The following is a 17,841-nucleotide window of genomic DNA, read 5'->3' as shown; positions in this document are numbered from 1 at the left end:
TCAGGTTGACCGAGTCCGACAGCGCAGCATCCGTTGCGCCGACAGCACGAGCACGGCGCACCCCGGCCGACAAGCCGCGCACGCGGCGACGCAAGAACCTGAGCGAGAAGCAGCGCTCGATCCTCGAGGTCATCCAGCGATCCGTGAGCCAGCGCGGATATCCGCCGAGCATGCGGGAGATCGGGGATGCCGTGGGTCTCGCGTCCCTCTCCAGCGTGGCGCACCAGCTCAACCAGCTCGAACTCAGCGGCTACCTCCGCCGCGATCCCAACCGTCCTCGTGCACTCGAGATCTTGATCGACCTGCCGGCGACGACGGGGCGCCAGGAGACCTCAGCCGACTTCGACACCATCGTTCCCGTCGGAGACGCCACGATGGTGCCGCTGGTCGGACGCATCGCCGCAGGAGTTCCGATCACCGCTGAGCAGCAGATCGAGGAGGTCTTCCCCCTCCCCCGTCAGCTCGTCGGCAGCGGCGACCTCTTCATGCTGAAGGTGCAGGGCGAGTCGATGATCGACGCCGCCATCTGCGACGGCGACTGGGTCGTCGTGCGGCAGCAGAACGATGCGGAGAACGGCGACATCGTCGCTGCGATGCTCGATGGCGAAGCGACGGTCAAGGTGTTCCGCCAGCGCGACGGACACACGTGGCTGCTTCCCCGCAACTCCGCGTTCGAGCCTATTCTGGGCGACTTCGCCACGGTCGTCGGCAAGGTCGTGGCGGTGCTGCGCGCCGTCTGAGCAACGGCTCGCCGAAGGGCGAGCCCGCCTGCGCGAGCCGAGAACCTCCGGGCCTCGAGAGTGCCGAACAGCGGAGACACGACGAGGGACCCGGATCGCTCCGGGTCCCTTGTCGTTGTCATGACTCGTCAGGCGTCCACCGAGACACGCTCGCGCACGGCTCGGGTCGCCTCGATGATGTTCGTCAGCGACGCGACGGTCTCGTCGTATCCACGGGTCTTGAGTCCGCAGTCGGGGTTGATCCACACCTGGCGCTGCGGAATGCCCTCCAGGGCCCGCTCGATCAGCTCCGTCACTTCGGCGACCGACGGCACCCGCGGAGAGTGGATGTCGTAGACACCCGGCCCGATGCCGTGCTCGAAGCCGCTCGCCTTGATGTCGTCGACGACCTCCATGCGGCTGCGGGCCGCCTCGATGCTCGTCACGTCGGCATCCAGATTGCGGATCGCGTCGATCACGACTCCGAACTCCGAGTAGCAGAGGTGCGTGTGGATCTGGGTGGCGTCGGCGACGCCGCTCGTCGCCAGGCGGAACGATCCGACCGACCAGTCGAGGTAGTCGGGCTGGGCCGCCGCCTTCAGCGGCAGCAGCTCGCGGAGCGCCGGCTCGTCGACCTGGACGATGCGAATGCCCGCGGCCTCGAGATCCGCGATCTCGTCGCGCAGCGCCAACGCGACCTGACGCGCGGTCTCGCCCAGCGGCTGGTCGTCGCGCACGAAGGACCACGCCAGGATCGTGACGGGACCGGTGAGCATGCCCTTGACCGGCTTCTCGGTCAGCGACTGCGTGTAGGTCGACCAGTCGACGGTGATCGGCTTCGGTCGCTCGACGTCGCCCCACAGGATGGACGGACGCGTGCAGCGGCTGCCGTACGACTGCACCCAGCCGTTCTGGGTGACCGCGAACCCGTCGAGGTTCTCTGCGAAGTACTGCACCATGTCGTTGCGCTCTGGCTCGCCGTGCACGATGACGTCGATGCCGATCTCCTCCTGGAGGTCGACGACGCGCTTGATCTCCGCCTGCATGAGGCCCAGGTACTCGGCTTCGGTGATGATCCCGTTCGCGAACTGGGCGCGTGCGCGGCGGATGTCGCCGGTCTGCGGGAACGAGCCGATCGTGGTGGTCGGCAGCGGGGGCAGCCCGAGCGCGGCATCCTGTGCCGTCAGTCGGTCGGCGTACTCGCCGCGACGGAAGTCGGCGTCCGTGAGGGCCTCGGCGCGCTGCCGGACGGCACCGTCGCGGACTCCGGGCGCGACGCGGCGATCGGCGAGCGCAGCGGACGCCTGCGCCAGCTCCTCCTGGATGGCCTCGTGTCCGTCATCCAGTCCGCGCGCAAGCGTGGCGACCTGCGCCACCTTCTGGTCGGCGAAGGCGAGCCAGGACTTGAGACGTGCATCGAGGTTCGGCTCGTCCTCCACGTCGTGCGGCACGTGCAGCAGCGATGTCGACGTGGATGCGGCGAGGTTCGGAGAGAGCGCGAGCAGCGACTCGAGCGTGCCGAAGGCCGCCTCCAGATCGCCGCGCCACACGTTGTGGCCGTCGATGACCCCACCGACGACCGTCTTCGCGCGAAGCGCGGCGGCGGTGGCGGCGTCCAGGCCGGTCGGAACGCCACCGCGCACCAGATCGAGGCCGATCGCCTCGACGCCCGTCGCCGCGAGCACGGGCAGCGCGTCATCCAGGCTGCCGTACGGTGCCGCGATGTAGAGATTCGGGCGGTCGGAGACGGATCCCAGACGGTCGTACGCCTGACGCGCCGCGGCGAGCACGTCGGCGCGCGCGTCGTCGAGGCTCTCGCTGACCAGCGCCGGCTCGTCGAGCTGCACCCACTGGGCTCCTGCATCCTTCAGTGACTTCAGCAGCTCCTCGTACACCGGCAGGAGGTCTGCGAGCCGCGACAGCGGGCGGAACCCTTCGGCGGCGTCATCCGCCGCCTTGCTGAGCGCCAGGAACGTGACGGGTCCGACGATGACGGGACGCGTGACGTATCCGTCGGCGACGGCCTCGCGGAACTGGTCGACGATGCGGCTGGAGGCGAGACGGAAGTGAGTGTCCTCACCGATCTCCGGCACGAGGTAGTGGTAGTTCGAGTCGAACCACTTCGTCATCTCGAGCGGAGCATCGTCGCCGACGCCGCGGGCGATCGTGAAGTAGCCGGCGAGATCGACCCGGCCGTCGGCATCCTGAAGCCCGGCGAAACGAGACGGCACGGCGCCGACCGTCACGGCCGCGTCGAGTACCTGGTCGTAGTAGCTGAAAGTCTCGGGGACGGACGAGTCGCCCTTTCCGAGGCCCTGCTCGACGAGACGAGCACGGGTCGCACGACGCAGCTCGAGTGCGGTGGCCTCGAGTTCGTCGGCCGAGACGCTGCCGGCCCAGAAGGCCTCGACGGCCTTCTTGAGCTCGCGACGTCGGCCGATACGGGGGTAACCGGTGATCGTCCCTGTCGGGAACGCGGAGGTGGTCATGCTGGTTCCTTCTGATCTTGTGTGGAGTGGAGAGGTGGGTTCAGTGCCCTACGACCCGACTGCTGCCGTGTCGACGAGACCGCAGCGCTCGAGCACGGAGAGAGCCGTGCGCGGTCGCCCGAACGTGTAGAGGTGGATGCCTGGCGCGCCGCCTGCGACCAGCCGCTCGGCCAGGCGTGCTGCGTAGTCGATGCCGATCTCGCGACGGCCCTCGTCCGTCGGCTCGACCTCCAGCCGGATGCCGAGCTCGCTGGGCAGATCCTCGCCGCTGAGGTCGAGCATGCGACGCAGCACCGTCGGCGTCGTGGCAGGCATGAGGCCGGGCAGGATCGGGAACGTGACGCCGGCGACCCGTGCCCTGTCGACGAACGCGAAATAGTCCTCGGCATGGAAGAACATCTGGGTGATGGCCAGATTCGCACCGGCGGCCTGCTTGGCGAGCAGCGTGTCGATGTCCTGAGACCTCGACCGCGACCGCGGATGCCCGTTGGGGAACGCGCCGACCGCGATCGTCACCTTCTCGGCCTTGCCGACCACGCTCGCGTGCGGCAGCCCCAGCAACGGGATCTCCCGGTACGGCGCGCGCTCCGCCTGGATGCGGTGGATCAGCTGCACGAGTTCGGCAGCGCTCTTCAAGTCGCCCAGCGGGGCATCCGCCGGCGCGTCAACGGGCGGATCGCCGCGGACGGCCAGGAACCGGGTCACGCCCGCGTCGAGGAACTCGCGGATCATCCGAGCCGCCTGCTCGTGCGATGAACCGATGCATGTGAGGTGCGCCATGACCGGCACGCTCGTGTCGCGCACGATGCGCCGCACGACGTCGAGGGAGGAGTCGTGGGATGACCCGCCGGCGCCGTACGTCACGGCCATGAAGTCGGGACCGGCCGATGCCAGCTGGCTGATGGTGTCAGGCAGTGCCCGTGATGCCGCCTCGGTGCGCGGCGGATAGAGCTCGAAAGAGAACGGGGTGCCGGCAGGACACGGCGCGACGCCGTCGGCGGTCCCGTGTGCGCTCATGACTGCTCCCGTTGTCCCGGATATCCAGGCGGCGGGAGCGATCGCCCTTTTCGGCCTCGAACATCCCCACCGCATCAGCGGCAGACCGCACCATTTGCGCGGTCCATGGGCGGGTGCCGGGCTCGGCTGTCGCACCAGTCGATCGGGCTTGCGACCCGGCTCGACGAATAACGGGTTCAGAGTACCAATCGAGAACGGGTGCCCGCGACGTGTTACGTCCGGCTACGCGTGCCGGAGCCGGACGCCGAGAGCGCTGCGCGTGGTGAGTTCGTTGCAGCTCCGTCCCAGCTCCGTCAGTGAGCGGAGCGAGTCCAAGAGCCGCTCGGTCCGCACTTCGCCCGGGCCGCGCCCGCTCAGCAAGCCTTCTTCACGCGACGGTGGCCACAGCCCGGAAGGGCTCGAACACCGGCACGAACTCCGGCGCGATCTTGGCCGTCATCCGGGTGCCGTCCTGCTCGTACGACGTCTCGAGAACACGACCGCGCTCGTGCAGGGCCGATACGAGGTCGCCCCTGTCGTAGGGGATCAGCACGTCGATCTGCTCCGAGCGATCGGGCAGCAGCCGGGCGATGGCCGCGAGCACTTCGTCGATCCCTTCGCCGGTACGCGCGGAGGCGAACACGGCGCTCGGCTCGAGGCCGCGGAGCTCCAGCCGTCGGTCCTCGTCGATCAGGTCGGCCTTGTTGAACACGACGAGCTCGGGGAGGTCCCGCGCCTCCACTTCGCCGATCACATCTCGCACCGTGGCCAGCTGCGCAGCGGGATCCGGATGCGACGCGTCCACGACATGCACGATGAGGTCGGAATCGGCCACCTCCTCGAGCGTCGAGCGGAAGGCCTCGACGAGCTGGTGCGGCAGGTTGCGCACGAACCCCACGGTGTCGGACAGCGTGTACAGACGGCCGTCGGCCGTGATGGAACGCCGCACGGTCGCATCCAGCGTGGCGAACAGTGCGTTCTCCACGAGCACGCCCGCCTTGGTGATGCGGTTCAGGATGCTGGACTTGCCAGCGTTCGTGTACCCGGCGATGGCGACGGATGGCACGCTGTTTCGCCTGCGGTTCGCTCGCTTCGCCTCCCGTGCCGGCGTGAAGTCCTTGATCTGTCGGCGGAGCTTCGCCATCCGCGAGTGGATGCGCCGACGGTCGAGCTCGATCTTCGTCTCACCAGGGCCGCGACTGCCCATTCCGGCACCGCCGGATCCGACCTGTCCACCCGCCTGGCGGCTCATGGATTCACCCCAGCCGCGCAGTCGCGGCAGGAGGTACTCGAGCTGGGCCAGTTCGACCTGGGCCTTGCCCTCGCGGCTCTTCGCGTGCTGGCTGAAGATATCGAGGATGACGGCGGTGCGGTCGATCACCTTGACCTTGACGACGTCTTCCAGCGCACGCCTCTGGCTCGGCGCCAGCTCCGTGTCGGCGACGACCGTGTCGGCGCCGAGAGCGCGCACCACGTCGTGGAGCTCCAGAGCCTTGCCACTTCCGAGGTAGGTGCTGGGATCCGGGTGCGGACGCCGCTGAAGCAGACCGTCCAGCACGACGGCGCCGGCCGTCTCTGCAAGCGCCGCCAGCTCGCGAAGCGAGTTCTCGGCATCCGCGAGCGTTCCGCCGGAATACACGCCGATCAGCACGACGTTCTCCAGCCGCAACTGCCGGTACTCGACCTCGGTGACGTCTTCCAGCTCGGTGGAGAGTCCGGACACGCGACGGAGCGCGGCGCGCTCTTCGCGGTCGAACTGCTCGCCATCCGAATCGTGGCCCTCTGCGCGCAGACCCTGCAGCGCTTGCGCACTCTGGCCGAAAATGGCCGTTCGCGCGGATCCCTGCTCGGCGCGAGCGAGCACCCGCGCCACGACGTCGTCGTGCACGGCGGGCGCCCGGTCGTCGTCTCCGCCTGTCAGGTCATCGTGAGCTGCGTTGGCGCGTGCGTCGTCGTCGTCGCGCACGTCGTCCCGTTCGCTGTGGGTTTCGGTCATCGTGTGCTCCACCCTAGTTCTCCTCACTGACAGCGGTTCCGCTGCGTCGTGCCTCCGGTACGGTCCTTGTATGGCCAGTGGCGAGCACTACTTCACGTCCCGTCCCGGCGGCGACGCCAAGCTGCACCCACTGTCGGTCCGGCTCGCGGGTCGCGACCTCCGACTCACGACCGCCGGTGGCATCTTCAGCCCGAATCACATCGACATCGGCACCCAGGTGCTGCTCGCCGACGCGCCGGATGCCCCGCCCAGCGGCGATCTCCTCGACCTCGGCTGCGGCTGGGGCCCGATCGCCCTCACGTTGGCACTCGAGTCGCCCGACGCCACGGTGTGGGCTGTCGACGTCAACGAACGCGCGCTCGACATCGTGCGTCGGAACGCCGCGTCCCTCGGCCTCCGAAACATCAACGCCGTACTGCCCGACGATGTTCCCGACGACATCGCCTTCCGCGCCATCTGGTCCAACCCGCCGATCCGCATCGGCAAGGCCGAGCTGCATGCCCTTCTGCTGCGCTGGCTCCCCCGGCTCGACGACGATGCGGATGCCTGGCTCGTCGTCCAGCGCAACCTCGGCTCCGATTCCCTTCAGCGCTGGCTCGAGGCCGAGCTCCCGGACTCGCATGACGTCAGGCGTGCCTCGTCGAGCAAGGGATTCCGCGTCTTGCACGTGCACTCGGGATCCCGCAGTGGCGCCGAAGGCTGACATCGATGGTGCGGACCCGGATCGATCCGCGACCGTTGACCGACGCCTCAGCCGATCGTGACCTCGCCGTCGTAGACCAGCTCGGCCGGTCCGGAGAGCGAGACGTGCTCGCCGTCTTCGGCAGGGAACATCCGCACGCCGAGGTTGCCGCCGGGTGTGATGACCTTCCAGTTGTCAGGTGCGGCGTCGCCGGCCCAGTACCGCGTGGCGAGCGCAGCCGCCACGGTGCCCGTGCCGCAGGCCAGGGTTTCGCCACTGCCGCGCTCGTGCACCCGCATGCGGATGCGGCCGACGCCGTCCTCGATGAGCGGCTCGAGCGGCACCACGAACTCGACGTTCGCCCCGTTGATGGGCTCGGGGTCGAGGATCGGAGTCGGACCCAGGTCGAGGCGGTCGAGCTCGTCATCGTCCGCCAAAGCGACCACCACGTGCGGATTCCCCACGTCGATGCCGAGTCCGGGACGTGCAACGCCGAGTCCCTTCGCGCGCACCAACGGGTCATCGCCGGTCAGCGACCAGCGGCCGAGATCCACCTGGAATCCCCTACCGCTCTGCTGCACCTCGCGCACCCCTGCTCGCGTGCCGACGGGCAAGGTCTGCCCTGGGCGCAGGTCGGCATAGCCGCCATCGATGAGGTAGCGCGTGAACACGCGGATGCCGTTCCCGCACATCTCCGCCGGCGTCCCGTCGGCGTTGTGGTAGTCCATGAACCACTCCGCCGTCGGATCCTCCGACAGCGCCAGCGAACCCTCGGGGATCGCCGAGGAGTGAACCGCGCGGATCACGCCGTCCGCCCCGACTCCGAAGTGGCGGTCGCAGATCAACGCGATCTGCGCTGCCGTCAGGTCGATGGCGCCTTCCGGATCGGCGAACAGCACGAAGTCGTTGCCCGCCCCGTGGCCCTTGCTGAAGGAGAGTGTGGTCACCGCGCAAGCCTATCCAGTGCGGCGTCAGCCAACCGACCGCGCGCCTGGGCGTACGACGCCTCGGGGGCGGACTCCGCGTCGGCGACGGTCTCGGCACCCGCATTGAGCCACTGGAGCTCGGCGTATCGCTTGAACCACGACACCTGGCGACGTGCATAGCGTCGGGTGAGCCTCTGCGTTTCGGCTATCGCGTCCGCCTCGGAGAGGTCGCCGCGCAACTGCGCGATCGCCTGGGCGTATCCGATGGCGCGGGATGCGGTCGTACCCCGCTCGATGCCGCGATTCAGAAGTCCGCGCACCTCGTCGAGGAGCCCTGCTCGCCACATGCGCTCGACCCGGGCATCCAACCGTCCCACCAGGTTCGTTCTGGGCACGTGCAGTCCGATCACTGTCGCCGGCGACCAGAGCTCCGGCCGTTCGGGCAAGGCGGCTCCGTATCCCTGCTGCTGCAACTCGGCCACCTCGAGCGCCCGGATGACGCGCCGAAGGTTCGCGGCATCCACTCGTTCCGCCGTCTCGGGGTCGAGCCCCCGCAGTCGCTCCAGCAGCTGAGCGGTGCCGAGCGCGGCAGCCTCGGCCTCGAGACGAGCACGCAGCTCGGGATCCCGCGCGGGGAATGCGAAGTCGTACAGCACGGACGACACATAGAGCCCTGACCCACCGACGAGGATCGGCAGAGCACCACGCGAGCGGATGCTCTCGATCGCCTCGCGCGCCCGCGGCTGGTACCACGCGACCGTCGCTTCTTCGCTCGGCTCGAGAACGTCGATCAAGTGATGCGGGATGCCACCTCGTTCTTCGATCGGCAGCTTCGCGGTGCCGATGTCCATTCCTCGATACAGCTGCATCGCATCGGCACCCACGACCTCGGCGCGGATGCCGCGCTCGGCCAGCCTCGTGGCGACATCGATCGCCAAGTCGCTCTTGCCGGTGCCCGTCGGCCCGACGATCGCCAGGATGCGACTCACGTCGATGTCGGCTGCAGGTCGGTCGGACGATGGGGACGCTGATCCATGGGCCGTCGGGGACGCGTCGCCGACAGCCGCACCGCCGGAATGGCTCACACGGAATCCGGCGGGGTCACCGCTCGCCGTCGGCGAGGTCGTAGATCGGCGTCGTCGGTCCGGCGGGCGAGCCCACGTCCAGTCGCGAACGCAGCACGGGCAACCCTAGTGAGACCGGCCCCGCCGGTCCCGCCGGCTCCGCGCCATGCGACGGCACCGCGCACGACTCGCTCTCTGCGCGGTCCCAAGCGTCGCCCGCACGGGTGCGACGAACGCGGAGGATTTCGCCCGGCGCGGCGTCCGCGAGGAGGTGGAACGGCGCAGCATGGGTGATCCGAACGGTCACGACATCGCCGGGCCGGGGGATCTCAGATCCTTCCGGAATCTCGAAGTGCACCAGGCGGCTGTCCTCGGCTCGGCCGCTCATGCGGTGAGTCTCCGCGTCCTTCTTGCCTTCACCGGTTGATACGAGCACGTGCACCTCACGGCCGACGAGCTTCTCGTTCTCATCGAGGCCGATGCGCTCCTGGAGGGCGATGAGGCGGTCGTACCTGTCCTGCACGACTTCCTTCGGCACCTGATCCGGCATGGTCGCTGCGGGGGTGCCTGGGCGAGCCGAGTACTGGAAGGTGAACGCGGATGCGAAGCGAGCCTGCTCGACCACGCGCAGCGTCTCCTGGAAGTCGTCTTCCGTCTCGCCGGGGAAGCCGACGATGATGTCGGTGCTGATCGCGGCATCCGGGATGCGTGCACGCACGCGATCCAGGATCCCGAGGAACTTCTCCGAGCGATAGCTGCGCCGCATGGCGCGAAGGATGCGATCGGATCCGGACTGCAGCGGCATGTGCAGCTGGGGCATCACGGCTGGCGTCTCCGCCATGGCGTCGATCACGTCGTCGGTGAACGCAGCCGGGTGCGGAGAGGTGAACCGGATGCGCTCCAGTCCGTCGATCTCGCCTGCCGCGCGCAGGAGCTTGCCGAATGCCTGCCGGTCGCCGAAGTCGACGCCGTAGGAATTGACGTTCTGGCCGAGGAGCGTGACCTCGACGGCACCATCGTCGACGAGCGACTGGATCTCGGCGAGTACCTCGCCTGGACGCCTGTCGTTCTCCTTGCCGCGCAACGACGGCACGATGCAGAACGTGCAGGTGTTGTTGCAGCCGACGGAGATGGACACCCATCCGCTGTACGTGGAATCACGCTTCGTCGGCAGCGTGGAGGGGAAGGTCTCCAGCGAGTCCAGGATCTCGAGCTGTGCCTCGTCGTTGTGACGCGCCCGCTCGAGCAGCCGCGGGAGGGATCCCATGTTGTGGGTGCCGAAGACGACGTCCACCCAGGGAGCCTTCTCGAGGATGACGTTCTTGTCCTTCTGCGCAAGGCATCCGCCGACTGCGATCTGCATACCGGCGTGCCGGCGCTTCACCGATGCCAGATGCCCGAGATTGCCGTACAGCTTGTTGTCGGCGTTCTCGCGCACGGCGCAGGTGTTGATGACGACGATGTCGGCTTCGGCGCCCGCCGCAGGAACGTAGCCTGCGGCCTCGAGCGAGCCGCTCAACCGTTCCGAGTCGTGGACGTTCATCTGGCAGCCGTACGTGCGCACCTCGTACGTGCGCACATGGCCGTCTTGATCGAGCGCCGCATCGGACACGGCGATCGACGTGGGCGCCGAGCTGGGTCGGACGCGGTCGGCAATGCTCATAGTGCGGACCAGTCTACGTTCGCGGCCCGGCCGCTCGGTTCACACCCGATCCCGACGGTATCGAGTACGTCACCGGGCTCCACGATGTCCCGCTCACCGCTCGTGGCTCCCAGACCAGACGATCGCAACAAGAGCCCGTCGGAGACGGACAGGTGCGAGGCGCTGGACACTCCGAGACGCCCCCGGGGGAGATCGCCCAGCAAGCGGATCCGTCTCGACCGGGCGCCGACCGGCTCACTGAAAGCGAACGCCGGGGCTCTTGGACGCTCCCCGCGGGTGATTGGCGAGAGCGGCTCTCACCGCGGCCCGAACGGTCTCGCCGTCGTAGCCCTTTCGTCCGAGGTATCCGCTCAACCGACGCGCCGCCACCTCGTAGTCGAGGTTCATCACTTGGCGCGCACGGGTGACGGCCAGTTCTGTCGCCCGCTCCACTTCGTCCTCGCCGTCGAGTTCGGACATCGCATCGGCGATGACCGAGTCGTCGAGGTGGCGTCGCCGCAGCTCCAGTTCGATGGCAGACCGTCCGGAGCCTTTGCGAGCATGCATCGCGTACACGACCGATACCGCCAGTGCTGCGTCGTCGACGAGCCCTATGCTCTCCAGGCGGTCGAGCTCCGCAGCGGCGGTCTGTTCGTCCACGTCCCGCTTGGCGAGCACCTGTTCGAGCTCCCAACGCGACATGCCGCGTCGAGCGAGCTGGTGGATGGCGACATTGCCAGCCCGGGCGGTCTTCTTGTCTCGAGTCCCGTCCGACCCCGAGTCAGCACCGCCGATACGCGCCCGCTCGGCCCCACCGACGCCTGCGGGCCCTCCGCCGTGCCGTCGGCCGCCGACGCCCGAACGTGACTGCGTCTCGTCACGTTCCTGCACGGCGCGCACCTTGGCGAGGGCATCCTGTGCCGCTTCACTGGGTTGCGCGCCGGGCAGGTAGGTCACGGGCGCGATTCCGTGCTCGCGCTGCGGAGACCGGCGAGGGCGATGATCCGACCCGGACTCGGGACCGGCCGGTGGGAACTGGACGACCATGTCGCGACCTGGGTCAGGCGCCCTTGCGCTGGGCGATCTTCGGCTCGATCGACTCGACGTTCGAGGCGACTTCGGCGCCGGCATTCGGATCGGCGATGACGCCGAGCTTGACCAGGATCTTGTGCTCGATCTCCGCCGCGATATCCGGGTTCGCGATCAGGAAATTGCGCGAGTTCTCCTTGCCCTGACCGAGCTGGTCGCCCTCGTACGTGTACCAGGCGCCGGACTTCTTCACGATGGCCTGCTCCACGCCATAGTCGAGGAGGCTGCCCTCGCGCGAGATTCCCACGCCGTAGAGGATGTCGAACTCTGCCTGCTTGAAGGGCGGTGCCATCTTGTTCTTCACGACCTTGACGCGGGTACGGTTGCCGACCGCGTCCGAGCCGTCCTTCAGAGTCTCGATGCGACGGATGTCGAGGCGCACGGAGGCGTAGAACTTCAGTGCCTTTCCACCGGAGGTGGTCTCGGGGCTTCCGAAGAACACGCCGACCTTCTCGCGGAGCTGGTTGATGAAGATCAACGTCGTGTTCGTCTGGTTGAGCGCACCCGTGAGCTTGCGCAGCGCCTGGGACATGAGGCGGGCCTGCAGGCCGACGTGCGAGTCCCCCATCTCGCCCTCGATCTCGGCGCGGGGCACCAGTGCCGCCACAGAGTCGATGACGATGAGGTCGATCGATCCCGAGCGCACGAGCATGTCGGCGATCTCCAGCGCCTGCTCCCCCGTGTCGGGCTGCGAGACCAGCAGCGAGTCGATGTCGACGCCGAGCTTCTTGGCGTACTCGGGGTCGAGCGCATGCTCGGCGTCGATGAAGGCCGCGATGCCACCGCCCTTCTGCGCGTTGGCGATGGCGTGCAGCGTCAGTGTCGTCTTACCCGACGACTCCGGGCCGTAGATCTCGACGATGCGGCCTCGCGGAAGCCCGCCGATGCCGAGGGCCACGTCGAGCGCGATCGATCCGGTGGGAACGACTTCGACCGGCGCACGCTCGTCGCTGCCCAGACGCATGACAGAGCCTTTGCCGAACTGGCGGTCGATCTGCGCCAGCGCGGTCTCGAGTGCCTTTTCGCGATCCGCTGGAGTGGGCATTTGTGGCTTCCTTTCGCCGGGACAATCGTGGGGAAATCGCTGCTTCGTACCGTAGAAGGCACGGCCGACATCCGGATGTCTGCAGCCCGATCAGTGGAGAACTCGCTTCGAGCGGGACTGTGGTCTCAGAGTACCAACAACCGAACATTCATTCGTATGTTCGTGGGCGTGTCGCGGGGTGGCATCCGAACAACGGACGACGGGCTTCTCGCGATCGGAATCGACATCAATGGTGGCGCGGCGCCGGAAGGCCGACGCCGTGACGGCGCTCGACGGGGACCTCCATGGCCTCGCAGAGAGCCAGCCACACCTCGCGCTCCGGGACCCCGGCCGCGAGGGCCTGGTCTCCCGTTCGAGTCCCCAGCCTGTCGATTACGAGATCGCGCAGCAGCGCCCTGCCGTACTGCTGGCCGAACTCGGCGGCGACGGCGCGGTGGAACTCGCTTGCTCGCATCCGGTCAGCCTAGAGTGCGCGTACCGGGCCCGCGGAACGGCGCCAGGCCTGGAAACCCGCATGCCGGAATGCGAGCCCTCCCTGCAAGACCAGGACTTGCCTTAACGGGGAAACGCCCCGCAAGCGGGGCGTTTCCGTGTCGACTGTGCGACGACGGCGTCACCGAGCGACGAGGTCTGCGTCCAGCGCAGCCACGAACTCGTCGGGCACCGTGTCGGGGATGACCTGGTCGATGCCCTCGAGCACCGCGAGCCGGTCTCCGACTTCGCGCATGATCACCGAGATCGGTGTGTCGAGAGCGTCAGCGACCGAGGCGAGGATCTCGCTCGACGCTTCCTTCTGACCACGCTCGACCTCGCTGAGGTATCCGAGCGCTACACTCGCCCGGCTCGCGACCTGACGAAGAGTGCGCCCCTTCTGCAGGCGGAAGTCCCGTAGCACGTCGCCGATTTCTTGACGTACAAGAATCATTGGAGCCTCCTTTTCTCTTCCTGCCACAACCTTCGACTCGAAGTCCTGATGCCTTCAACGCTACGCGTATCCGGTGCAGAAACTCTAACCATCGATGTTGGGGTTTGGGTGTGAAGTACACACCATGTAACGAAGTCGACACACCGACTATTCCGCGACGGCCAACCCCACCGCACCGCCTCAGTCGGCGATGAACGCCGACGACTCATCGAGAAATCGGTCGGCCAACGACCGCACTGCTATGGCGACGGTCTGCGCGCGGATCTCCGCACGATCCCCGCAGAGAGTCAGCTCGATGGACTGCTCGGTTTCACCCCACGAGATACCGACGAAGACCGTCCCCGGCTCGTGTCCACCTTGGCCGTCGGGACCCGCTACGCCCGTCGTGGCGATGCCGATGTCGGCGGCCCGACCGGCAACGGCAAGGGCCGTGCGCACACCACGCGCGAGCTGTCGCGCCACCTCGGGATGCACGGGCCCGTGCGCGGAGAGCAGCGCGGCATCCACTCCGACGATCGTGTGCTTGAGCTCGGTGGCGTAGACGACGGCACCGCCCAACACGACCGCGGATGCGCCTGCCGGCCTGGTGAGTTCGGCCGTCAACGCTCCCCCGGTCAGCGACTCCGCAACAGCGAGCGTGCGACCCTGTGCGGTCAGGCGAGCGATCAGCTCGGCCGTGACATCCGCTCCGGGATGCTCAGCACCGAGCCCCTCATCACCGAGCTCTGCGCCGCCAGACCCGGTCACAAGGATGCCCCCGCGTCGCGCCTGCGCATGCGGTACGCCTCCCACAGATAGTCGAGGCCCGACCAGACGGTCAGCACGAGCGCGGCGCCCATCAGAACCCAGTTCACCCAGAAGATCCAGTCGCCGACGATCGTCCAGGTCGGCGCCAGGGCGAACGAGATCGCGACGGCCTGCACCACTGTCTTGAGCTTGCCTCCGCGTCCGGCGGGGACGACGTTGCCGCGGCCCAGTTCGACCATGCGCCAGACCGTGATCCCGACCTCGCGCACGACGATGACGATCGTGACCCACCACCAGAGCTCGCCCAGGATCGACAGGCAGACGAGCGCGCCGGAGGTCAGAAGCTTGTCGGCGATCGGATCGAGGATCTTGCCGAGATCGGTGACGAGTCCGCGACGTCGCGCGATGGCGCCGTCCACACCGTCGGTGGCGATGGCGATGATGAACAGCGCCGCAGCGATCCAGCGAAGCACCCCGTCGTGGCCGGCGTCCGCCAGAAGGAGCCAGAAGAACACCGGCGCCAGCAGGATGCGCACGACGGTGATGAGGTTCGGCAGGTTGAAATTGCCTGGTGCGGTCGGCGCGGCGGCCTGGCCGGAATCGGTCATGCTGCAAGCCTAGAGTCAGACCGAGCCGCGGCGCTGGACCCGCTGGTCACTCCCGCCCGGTAAGACCCCAGGCATCCTCGTCGGAATCGCCGTCGACCTCTTCGAGACCGCCGTACTCGCGACCGACGGGATCGCCGTCGTACCGGTCGTCAGCCGGCTCGCGCGTGTCCGCCTGCTGGGCGGCAGGAGCGATGGGCTGGGACGGCGTCTGCGGAGCGGACGGCTGCGCCGTCGACGGCTGCGGAGCGGATGCCGGCGTGCTGTCACCGCCGCGCAACCGTGCCATCACCTGGGACAGCTGCTCCGGCGTCACGAGCACGTCGCGTGCCTTGGATCCCTCGGACGGACCCACGATGTCGCGCGACTCCAACAGATCCATCAGGCGTCCTGCCTTGGCGAATCCGACGCGGAGCTTGCGCTGCAGCATCGAGGTGGATCCGAACTGGCTCGACACCACGAGCTCCGCAGCGGCGAGCAGGAGCTCCAAGTCGTCGCCGATGTCGGAGTCGATCTGCTTCTTGTCCGGCCCGGCAGCGACATCCTGCCGGTAGTCGGGGCGTGCCTGCGCAGTGACATGCTCGACGACCCGCTGGATCTCGCTCTCGGCGACGTACGCGCCCTGAACACGGATGGGCTTGGACGCACCCATCGGCAGGAACAGCCCGTCCCCCTGTCCAATGAGCTTGTCCGCACCGGGCTGATCGAGGATGACGCGCGAGTCGGTGACACTCGCCACCGCGAACGCGAGACGCGATGGCACGTTCGCCTTGATGAGCCCGGTGACCACATCGACCGACGGCCGCTGCGTGGCGAGCACGAGGTGTATGCCGGATGCTCGCGCGAGCTGCGTGATGCGCACGATCGAGTCCTCGACGTCACGCGGCGCGACCATCATGAGGTCTGCGAGCTCGTCGACGACAACCAGCAGGTACGGATACGGCTTGAGCTTGCGTTCGCTGCCCTCCGGCAGCACGATCTCATCGTTGCGCACGGCCTTGTTGAAGTCATCGATGTGACGGAAGCCGAAGCTCGCCAGGTCGTCGTAGCGCATGTCCATCTCTTTGACGACCCATTGCAGCGCTTCGGCCGCTTTCTTCGGGCTCGTGATGATGGGGGTGATCAGGTGCGGAACGCCGGCGTAGACGGAGAGCTCGACTCGCTTCGGGTCGACGAGCACCATGCGCACGTCGCTGGGTTTCGCGCGCATCAGCAGGCTCGTGATCAGGGTGTTCACGAAGATGGACTTACCGGATCCGGTCGAGCCGGCCACCAGGAGGTGCGGCATCTTGGCGAGGTTCGCGACGACGAAGCCGCCGCCGACGTCCTTGCCGACGCCGATCGTCATCGGGTGGTGACTGCTGGTGGCAGCGCCGGAGCGCAGCACGTCGCCCAGCGAGACGATCTCGCGGTCGGAATTCGGGATCTCGACGCCGATCGCGCTCTTGCCAGGGATGGGCGAGAGGATTCGCACCTCGTTGGATGCCACCGCGTAAGCGAGGTTCTTGCTCAGCGCCGTGACCCGCTCCACCTTGACGCCCGGCCCGAGTTCGATCTCGTACTGGGTAACGGTCGGGCCGCGCGAGAAGCCGGTGACACGCGCATCCACCTGGAATTGGTCGAGCACCGAGGTGATGGCCGCCACCACCTCGTCGTTCGCTGACGAGCGCGCCTTCGCGGGCGTCCCCGCCGACAGAGTGGATGCGGCCGGCAGCACGTACGGAGCGTCCGGCAATGCATCCAACGGCTTCGCCGCTTCGGCCGCAGCCGCGTCGAAGTCGTCGTCGCTGAGTCCGCCGAACCCCGGGAGCACCTCGGTCGCGGTGTCCGGGCGCAACCCGGTCGGATGCTTGCCTGCTCGCGAGACGTCACCGGTGAAACGGCTGATCGCCTTCTCCGCCTCCTGGAGATCCGCGAGAACCTCGGTCTTGTAGTCATGCGGCGCGGGCTCCAGTGCCGAAGCGAAGCTTCCTGTCGAGGAGGCGTCGCCACCCAGCACCTCAGTGAACGACGGACCCGTCGAGTCGAAGTCGGGATCGACCTCACGCCCGCTCTTGTTGCGTCGCCACCACGGGATGTTCTCGTCCGACTCCGAGGCCTTGTCTTCGTCCTCCGTCGCAGCCTTGCCGCGCCGGGACTTCGGAGTCTTCTCCTCCTGCGGTTTCGACTCCTCTTCAGCGGCAGTCTGGGCGCCGAACAGGTACGTGTACAACTCGCCCAGCCGCCGTCCGATGCGGTTCGGCGGGGTCTTGGTGATGATCAGGATGCTGAGCAGCAGGAACACGAAGACGATGACCGCCGCGCCCCATTGCGTGGCGAGCGCCACGAGCGGCGCCCCCGCCATCCATCCGATGACTCCGCCGGCCTTCGCCAGGGCGTCGATCCCGTCGCTCGGCTGCGGACGAGTGGAGAAGATCTCGCACAATGCAGACACCGTGACGAGGAGCAGCGCCAGGCCGATGCCGATCCGCGTGTTGTCGTGCACGGACGATGGATGCCGGAACAGCCATATCGCGAGCAGCAGCATCACGACGGGGAGCGCGAAGGCGACGCGTCCGAACAGGCCGCCGAACGTCCAGTGGTCCAGCTGTTGCGCGACGGTGTTGTCGATCATGAACCATTCGACGATCGCGCCGGCGACGGCCAGCAGCACGATGAAGAACGGCAGTCCGTCGCGGCGCTCCTCCTTGGCCAGCTTCTCCGGCCCGAAAGCACGCGCCGCTCCGCCCACGAGATGCGCCAAGCCGAGCCAGGCCTTAGCAAGTGCACCGCGATCCGTCTGTCCTGTAGGCAAGACCTTGGTCTTCTGGGTCGCCGTCTGACGTGAAGGGGTGCGCGCGGTCGACGTGCCCCTCGCGCGGGCGCGCGACGTCGACTTCGTGCTCGTGGCCATGGGTCAACGCTACTGGGGGCATC

15 protein-coding genes are annotated in these 17,841 nt (G+C 67.8%); 2 read left to right on the top strand and 13 right to left on the bottom strand.

The genetic code is table 11. From position 1 onward, the window contains the following. Positions 1-98 precede the first annotated feature (98 nt). Complete coding sequence (gene lexA / locus HII28_RS15955; protein ID WP_240978319.1) at positions 99-740, top strand: transcriptional repressor LexA; 642 nt, start codon at positions 99-101, stop codon at positions 738-740. 128 nt (positions 741-868) lie between these two features. Here lexA and metE read toward each other — a convergent pair whose 3' ends face one another. The 3 genes from metE to hflX form a co-directional block, all read right to left on the bottom strand. Beyond that, the gene (gene metE / locus HII28_RS15950; protein ID WP_170026800.1) at positions 869-3,208 is read right to left on the bottom strand and encodes a 5-methyltetrahydropteroyltriglutamate--homocysteine S-methyltransferase; all 2,340 of its coding nucleotides are present in this window, start codon (positions 3,206-3,208) and stop codon (positions 869-871) included. A 48-nt stretch (positions 3,209-3,256) separates the two neighbouring features. Then, positions 3,257-4,225: a methylenetetrahydrofolate reductase gene (locus tag HII28_RS15945; RefSeq protein WP_170026799.1), complete on the bottom strand. Its 969-nt coding sequence runs from the start codon at positions 4,223-4,225 to the stop codon at positions 3,257-3,259. A gap of 367 nt (positions 4,226-4,592) precedes the next feature. Continuing rightward, positions 4,593-6,200 (bottom strand): GTPase HflX, encoded by a 1,608-nt coding sequence (hflX, locus tag HII28_RS15940; RefSeq protein WP_170026798.1) that lies wholly within the window; start codon positions 6,198-6,200, stop codon positions 4,593-4,595. A 70-nt stretch (positions 6,201-6,270) separates the two neighbouring features. On the opposite strand from hflX, the gene HII28_RS15935 reads away from it, so the two are divergent. Further along, positions 6,271-6,903 carry a methyltransferase gene (locus tag HII28_RS15935; protein WP_170026797.1) on the top strand — a complete coding sequence of 211 codons (633 nt, stop codon included), beginning with the start codon at positions 6,271-6,273 and terminating at the stop codon, positions 6,901-6,903. A gap of 47 nt (positions 6,904-6,950) precedes the next feature. Here HII28_RS15935 and dapF read toward each other — a convergent pair whose 3' ends face one another. The 10 genes from dapF to HII28_RS15885 all read right to left on the bottom strand — a co-directional run bounded on the left by dapF (position 6,951) and on the right by HII28_RS15885 (position 17,818). Then, positions 6,951-7,829, bottom strand: coding sequence for a diaminopimelate epimerase (gene dapF, locus HII28_RS15930; protein ID WP_170026796.1), 879 nt, complete (start codon positions 7,827-7,829; stop codon positions 6,951-6,953). Continuing rightward, entirely contained in the window at positions 7,826-8,803 is a 978-nt protein-coding gene (gene miaA / locus HII28_RS15925; protein ID WP_170026891.1) for a tRNA (adenosine(37)-N6)-dimethylallyltransferase MiaA, read from the bottom strand. The genes dapF and miaA overlap by 4 nt, the downstream gene beginning before the upstream one ends. A 106-nt stretch (positions 8,804-8,909) precedes the next feature. Beyond that, positions 8,910-10,535 carry a tRNA (N6-isopentenyl adenosine(37)-C2)-methylthiotransferase MiaB gene (gene miaB / locus HII28_RS15920; RefSeq protein WP_170026795.1) on the bottom strand — a complete coding sequence of 542 codons (1,626 nt, stop codon included), beginning with the start codon at positions 10,533-10,535 and terminating at the stop codon, positions 8,910-8,912. A 234-nt stretch (positions 10,536-10,769) separates the two neighbouring features. Beyond that, positions 10,770-11,471 carry a regulatory protein RecX gene (locus HII28_RS15915; RefSeq protein WP_170026794.1) on the bottom strand — a complete coding sequence of 234 codons (702 nt, stop codon included), beginning with the start codon at positions 11,469-11,471 and terminating at the stop codon, positions 10,770-10,772. Between the two features lie 103 nt (positions 11,472-11,574). Beyond that, positions 11,575-12,648 carry a recombinase RecA gene (gene recA, locus HII28_RS15910; protein ID WP_170026793.1) on the bottom strand — a complete coding sequence of 358 codons (1,074 nt, stop codon included), beginning with the start codon at positions 12,646-12,648 and terminating at the stop codon, positions 11,575-11,577. Between the two features lie 226 nt (positions 12,649-12,874). Further along, positions 12,875-13,102, bottom strand: coding sequence for a DUF3046 domain-containing protein (locus HII28_RS15905; protein ID WP_170026792.1), 228 nt, complete (start codon positions 13,100-13,102; stop codon positions 12,875-12,877). Between the two features lie 159 nt (positions 13,103-13,261). After that, a complete protein-coding gene (locus tag HII28_RS15900) occupies positions 13,262-13,573 on the bottom strand; it encodes a helix-turn-helix transcriptional regulator (RefSeq protein ID WP_170026791.1) in 312 nt (103 codons plus the stop codon). A gap of 180 nt (positions 13,574-13,753) precedes the next feature. Further along, positions 13,754-14,242 (bottom strand): CinA family protein, encoded by a 489-nt coding sequence (locus tag HII28_RS15895; RefSeq protein WP_170026890.1) that lies wholly within the window; start codon positions 14,240-14,242, stop codon positions 13,754-13,756. A gap of 74 nt (positions 14,243-14,316) precedes the next feature. Further along, on the bottom strand, positions 14,317-14,928 hold the full coding sequence (gene pgsA / locus HII28_RS15890) for a CDP-diacylglycerol--glycerol-3-phosphate 3-phosphatidyltransferase (protein ID WP_170026790.1): 612 nt from the start codon (positions 14,926-14,928) through the stop codon (positions 14,317-14,319). 46 nt (positions 14,929-14,974) lie between these two features. Then, positions 14,975-17,818: a DNA translocase FtsK gene (locus HII28_RS15885; protein WP_170026789.1), complete on the bottom strand. Its 2,844-nt coding sequence runs from the start codon at positions 17,816-17,818 to the stop codon at positions 14,975-14,977. Positions 17,819-17,841: the final 23 nt, after the last annotated feature.

It is taken from the genome of Planctomonas sp. JC2975 (genome assembly GCF_012985205.1).
Classification (GTDB): domain Bacteria; phylum Actinomycetota; class Actinomycetes; order Actinomycetales; family Microbacteriaceae; genus Humibacter.
The sequence above is the reverse complement of the archived record's forward strand: the minus strand, read 5'-3'. Positions and strand labels throughout refer to the sequence as shown.

Excerpts from the sequence above, each read along its gene's own strand:
- metE (WP_170026800.1), bottom strand. The coding sequence starts at position 3,208 with ATGACCACCTCCGCGTTCCCGACAGGGACGATCACCGGTTACCCCCGT.
- HII28_RS15945 (WP_170026799.1), bottom strand. The coding sequence starts at position 4,225 with ATGAGCGCACACGGGACCGCCGACGGCGTCGCGCCGTGTCCTGCCGGC.
- hflX (WP_170026798.1), bottom strand. The coding sequence starts at position 6,200 with ATGACCGAAACCCACAGCGAACGGGACGACGTGCGCGACGACGACGAC.
- HII28_RS15935 (WP_170026797.1), top strand. The coding sequence starts at position 6,271 with ATGGCCAGTGGCGAGCACTACTTCACGTCCCGTCCCGGCGGCGACGCC.
- miaB (WP_170026795.1), bottom strand. The coding sequence starts at position 10,535 with ATGAGCATTGCCGACCGCGTCCGACCCAGCTCGGCGCCCACGTCGATC.
- recA (WP_170026793.1), bottom strand. The coding sequence starts at position 12,648 with ATGCCCACTCCAGCGGATCGCGAAAAGGCACTCGAGACCGCGCTGGCG.
- HII28_RS15905 (WP_170026792.1), bottom strand. The coding sequence starts at position 13,102 with ATGCGAGCAAGCGAGTTCCACCGCGCCGTCGCCGCCGAGTTCGGCCAG.
- HII28_RS15900 (WP_170026791.1), bottom strand. The coding sequence starts at position 13,573 with ATGATTCTTGTACGTCAAGAAATCGGCGACGTGCTACGGGACTTCCGC.
- pgsA (WP_170026790.1), bottom strand. The coding sequence starts at position 14,928 with ATGACCGATTCCGGCCAGGCCGCCGCGCCGACCGCACCAGGCAATTTC.
- HII28_RS15885 (WP_170026789.1), bottom strand. The coding sequence starts at position 17,818 with ATGGCCACGAGCACGAAGTCGACGTCGCGCGCCCGCGCGAGGGGCACG.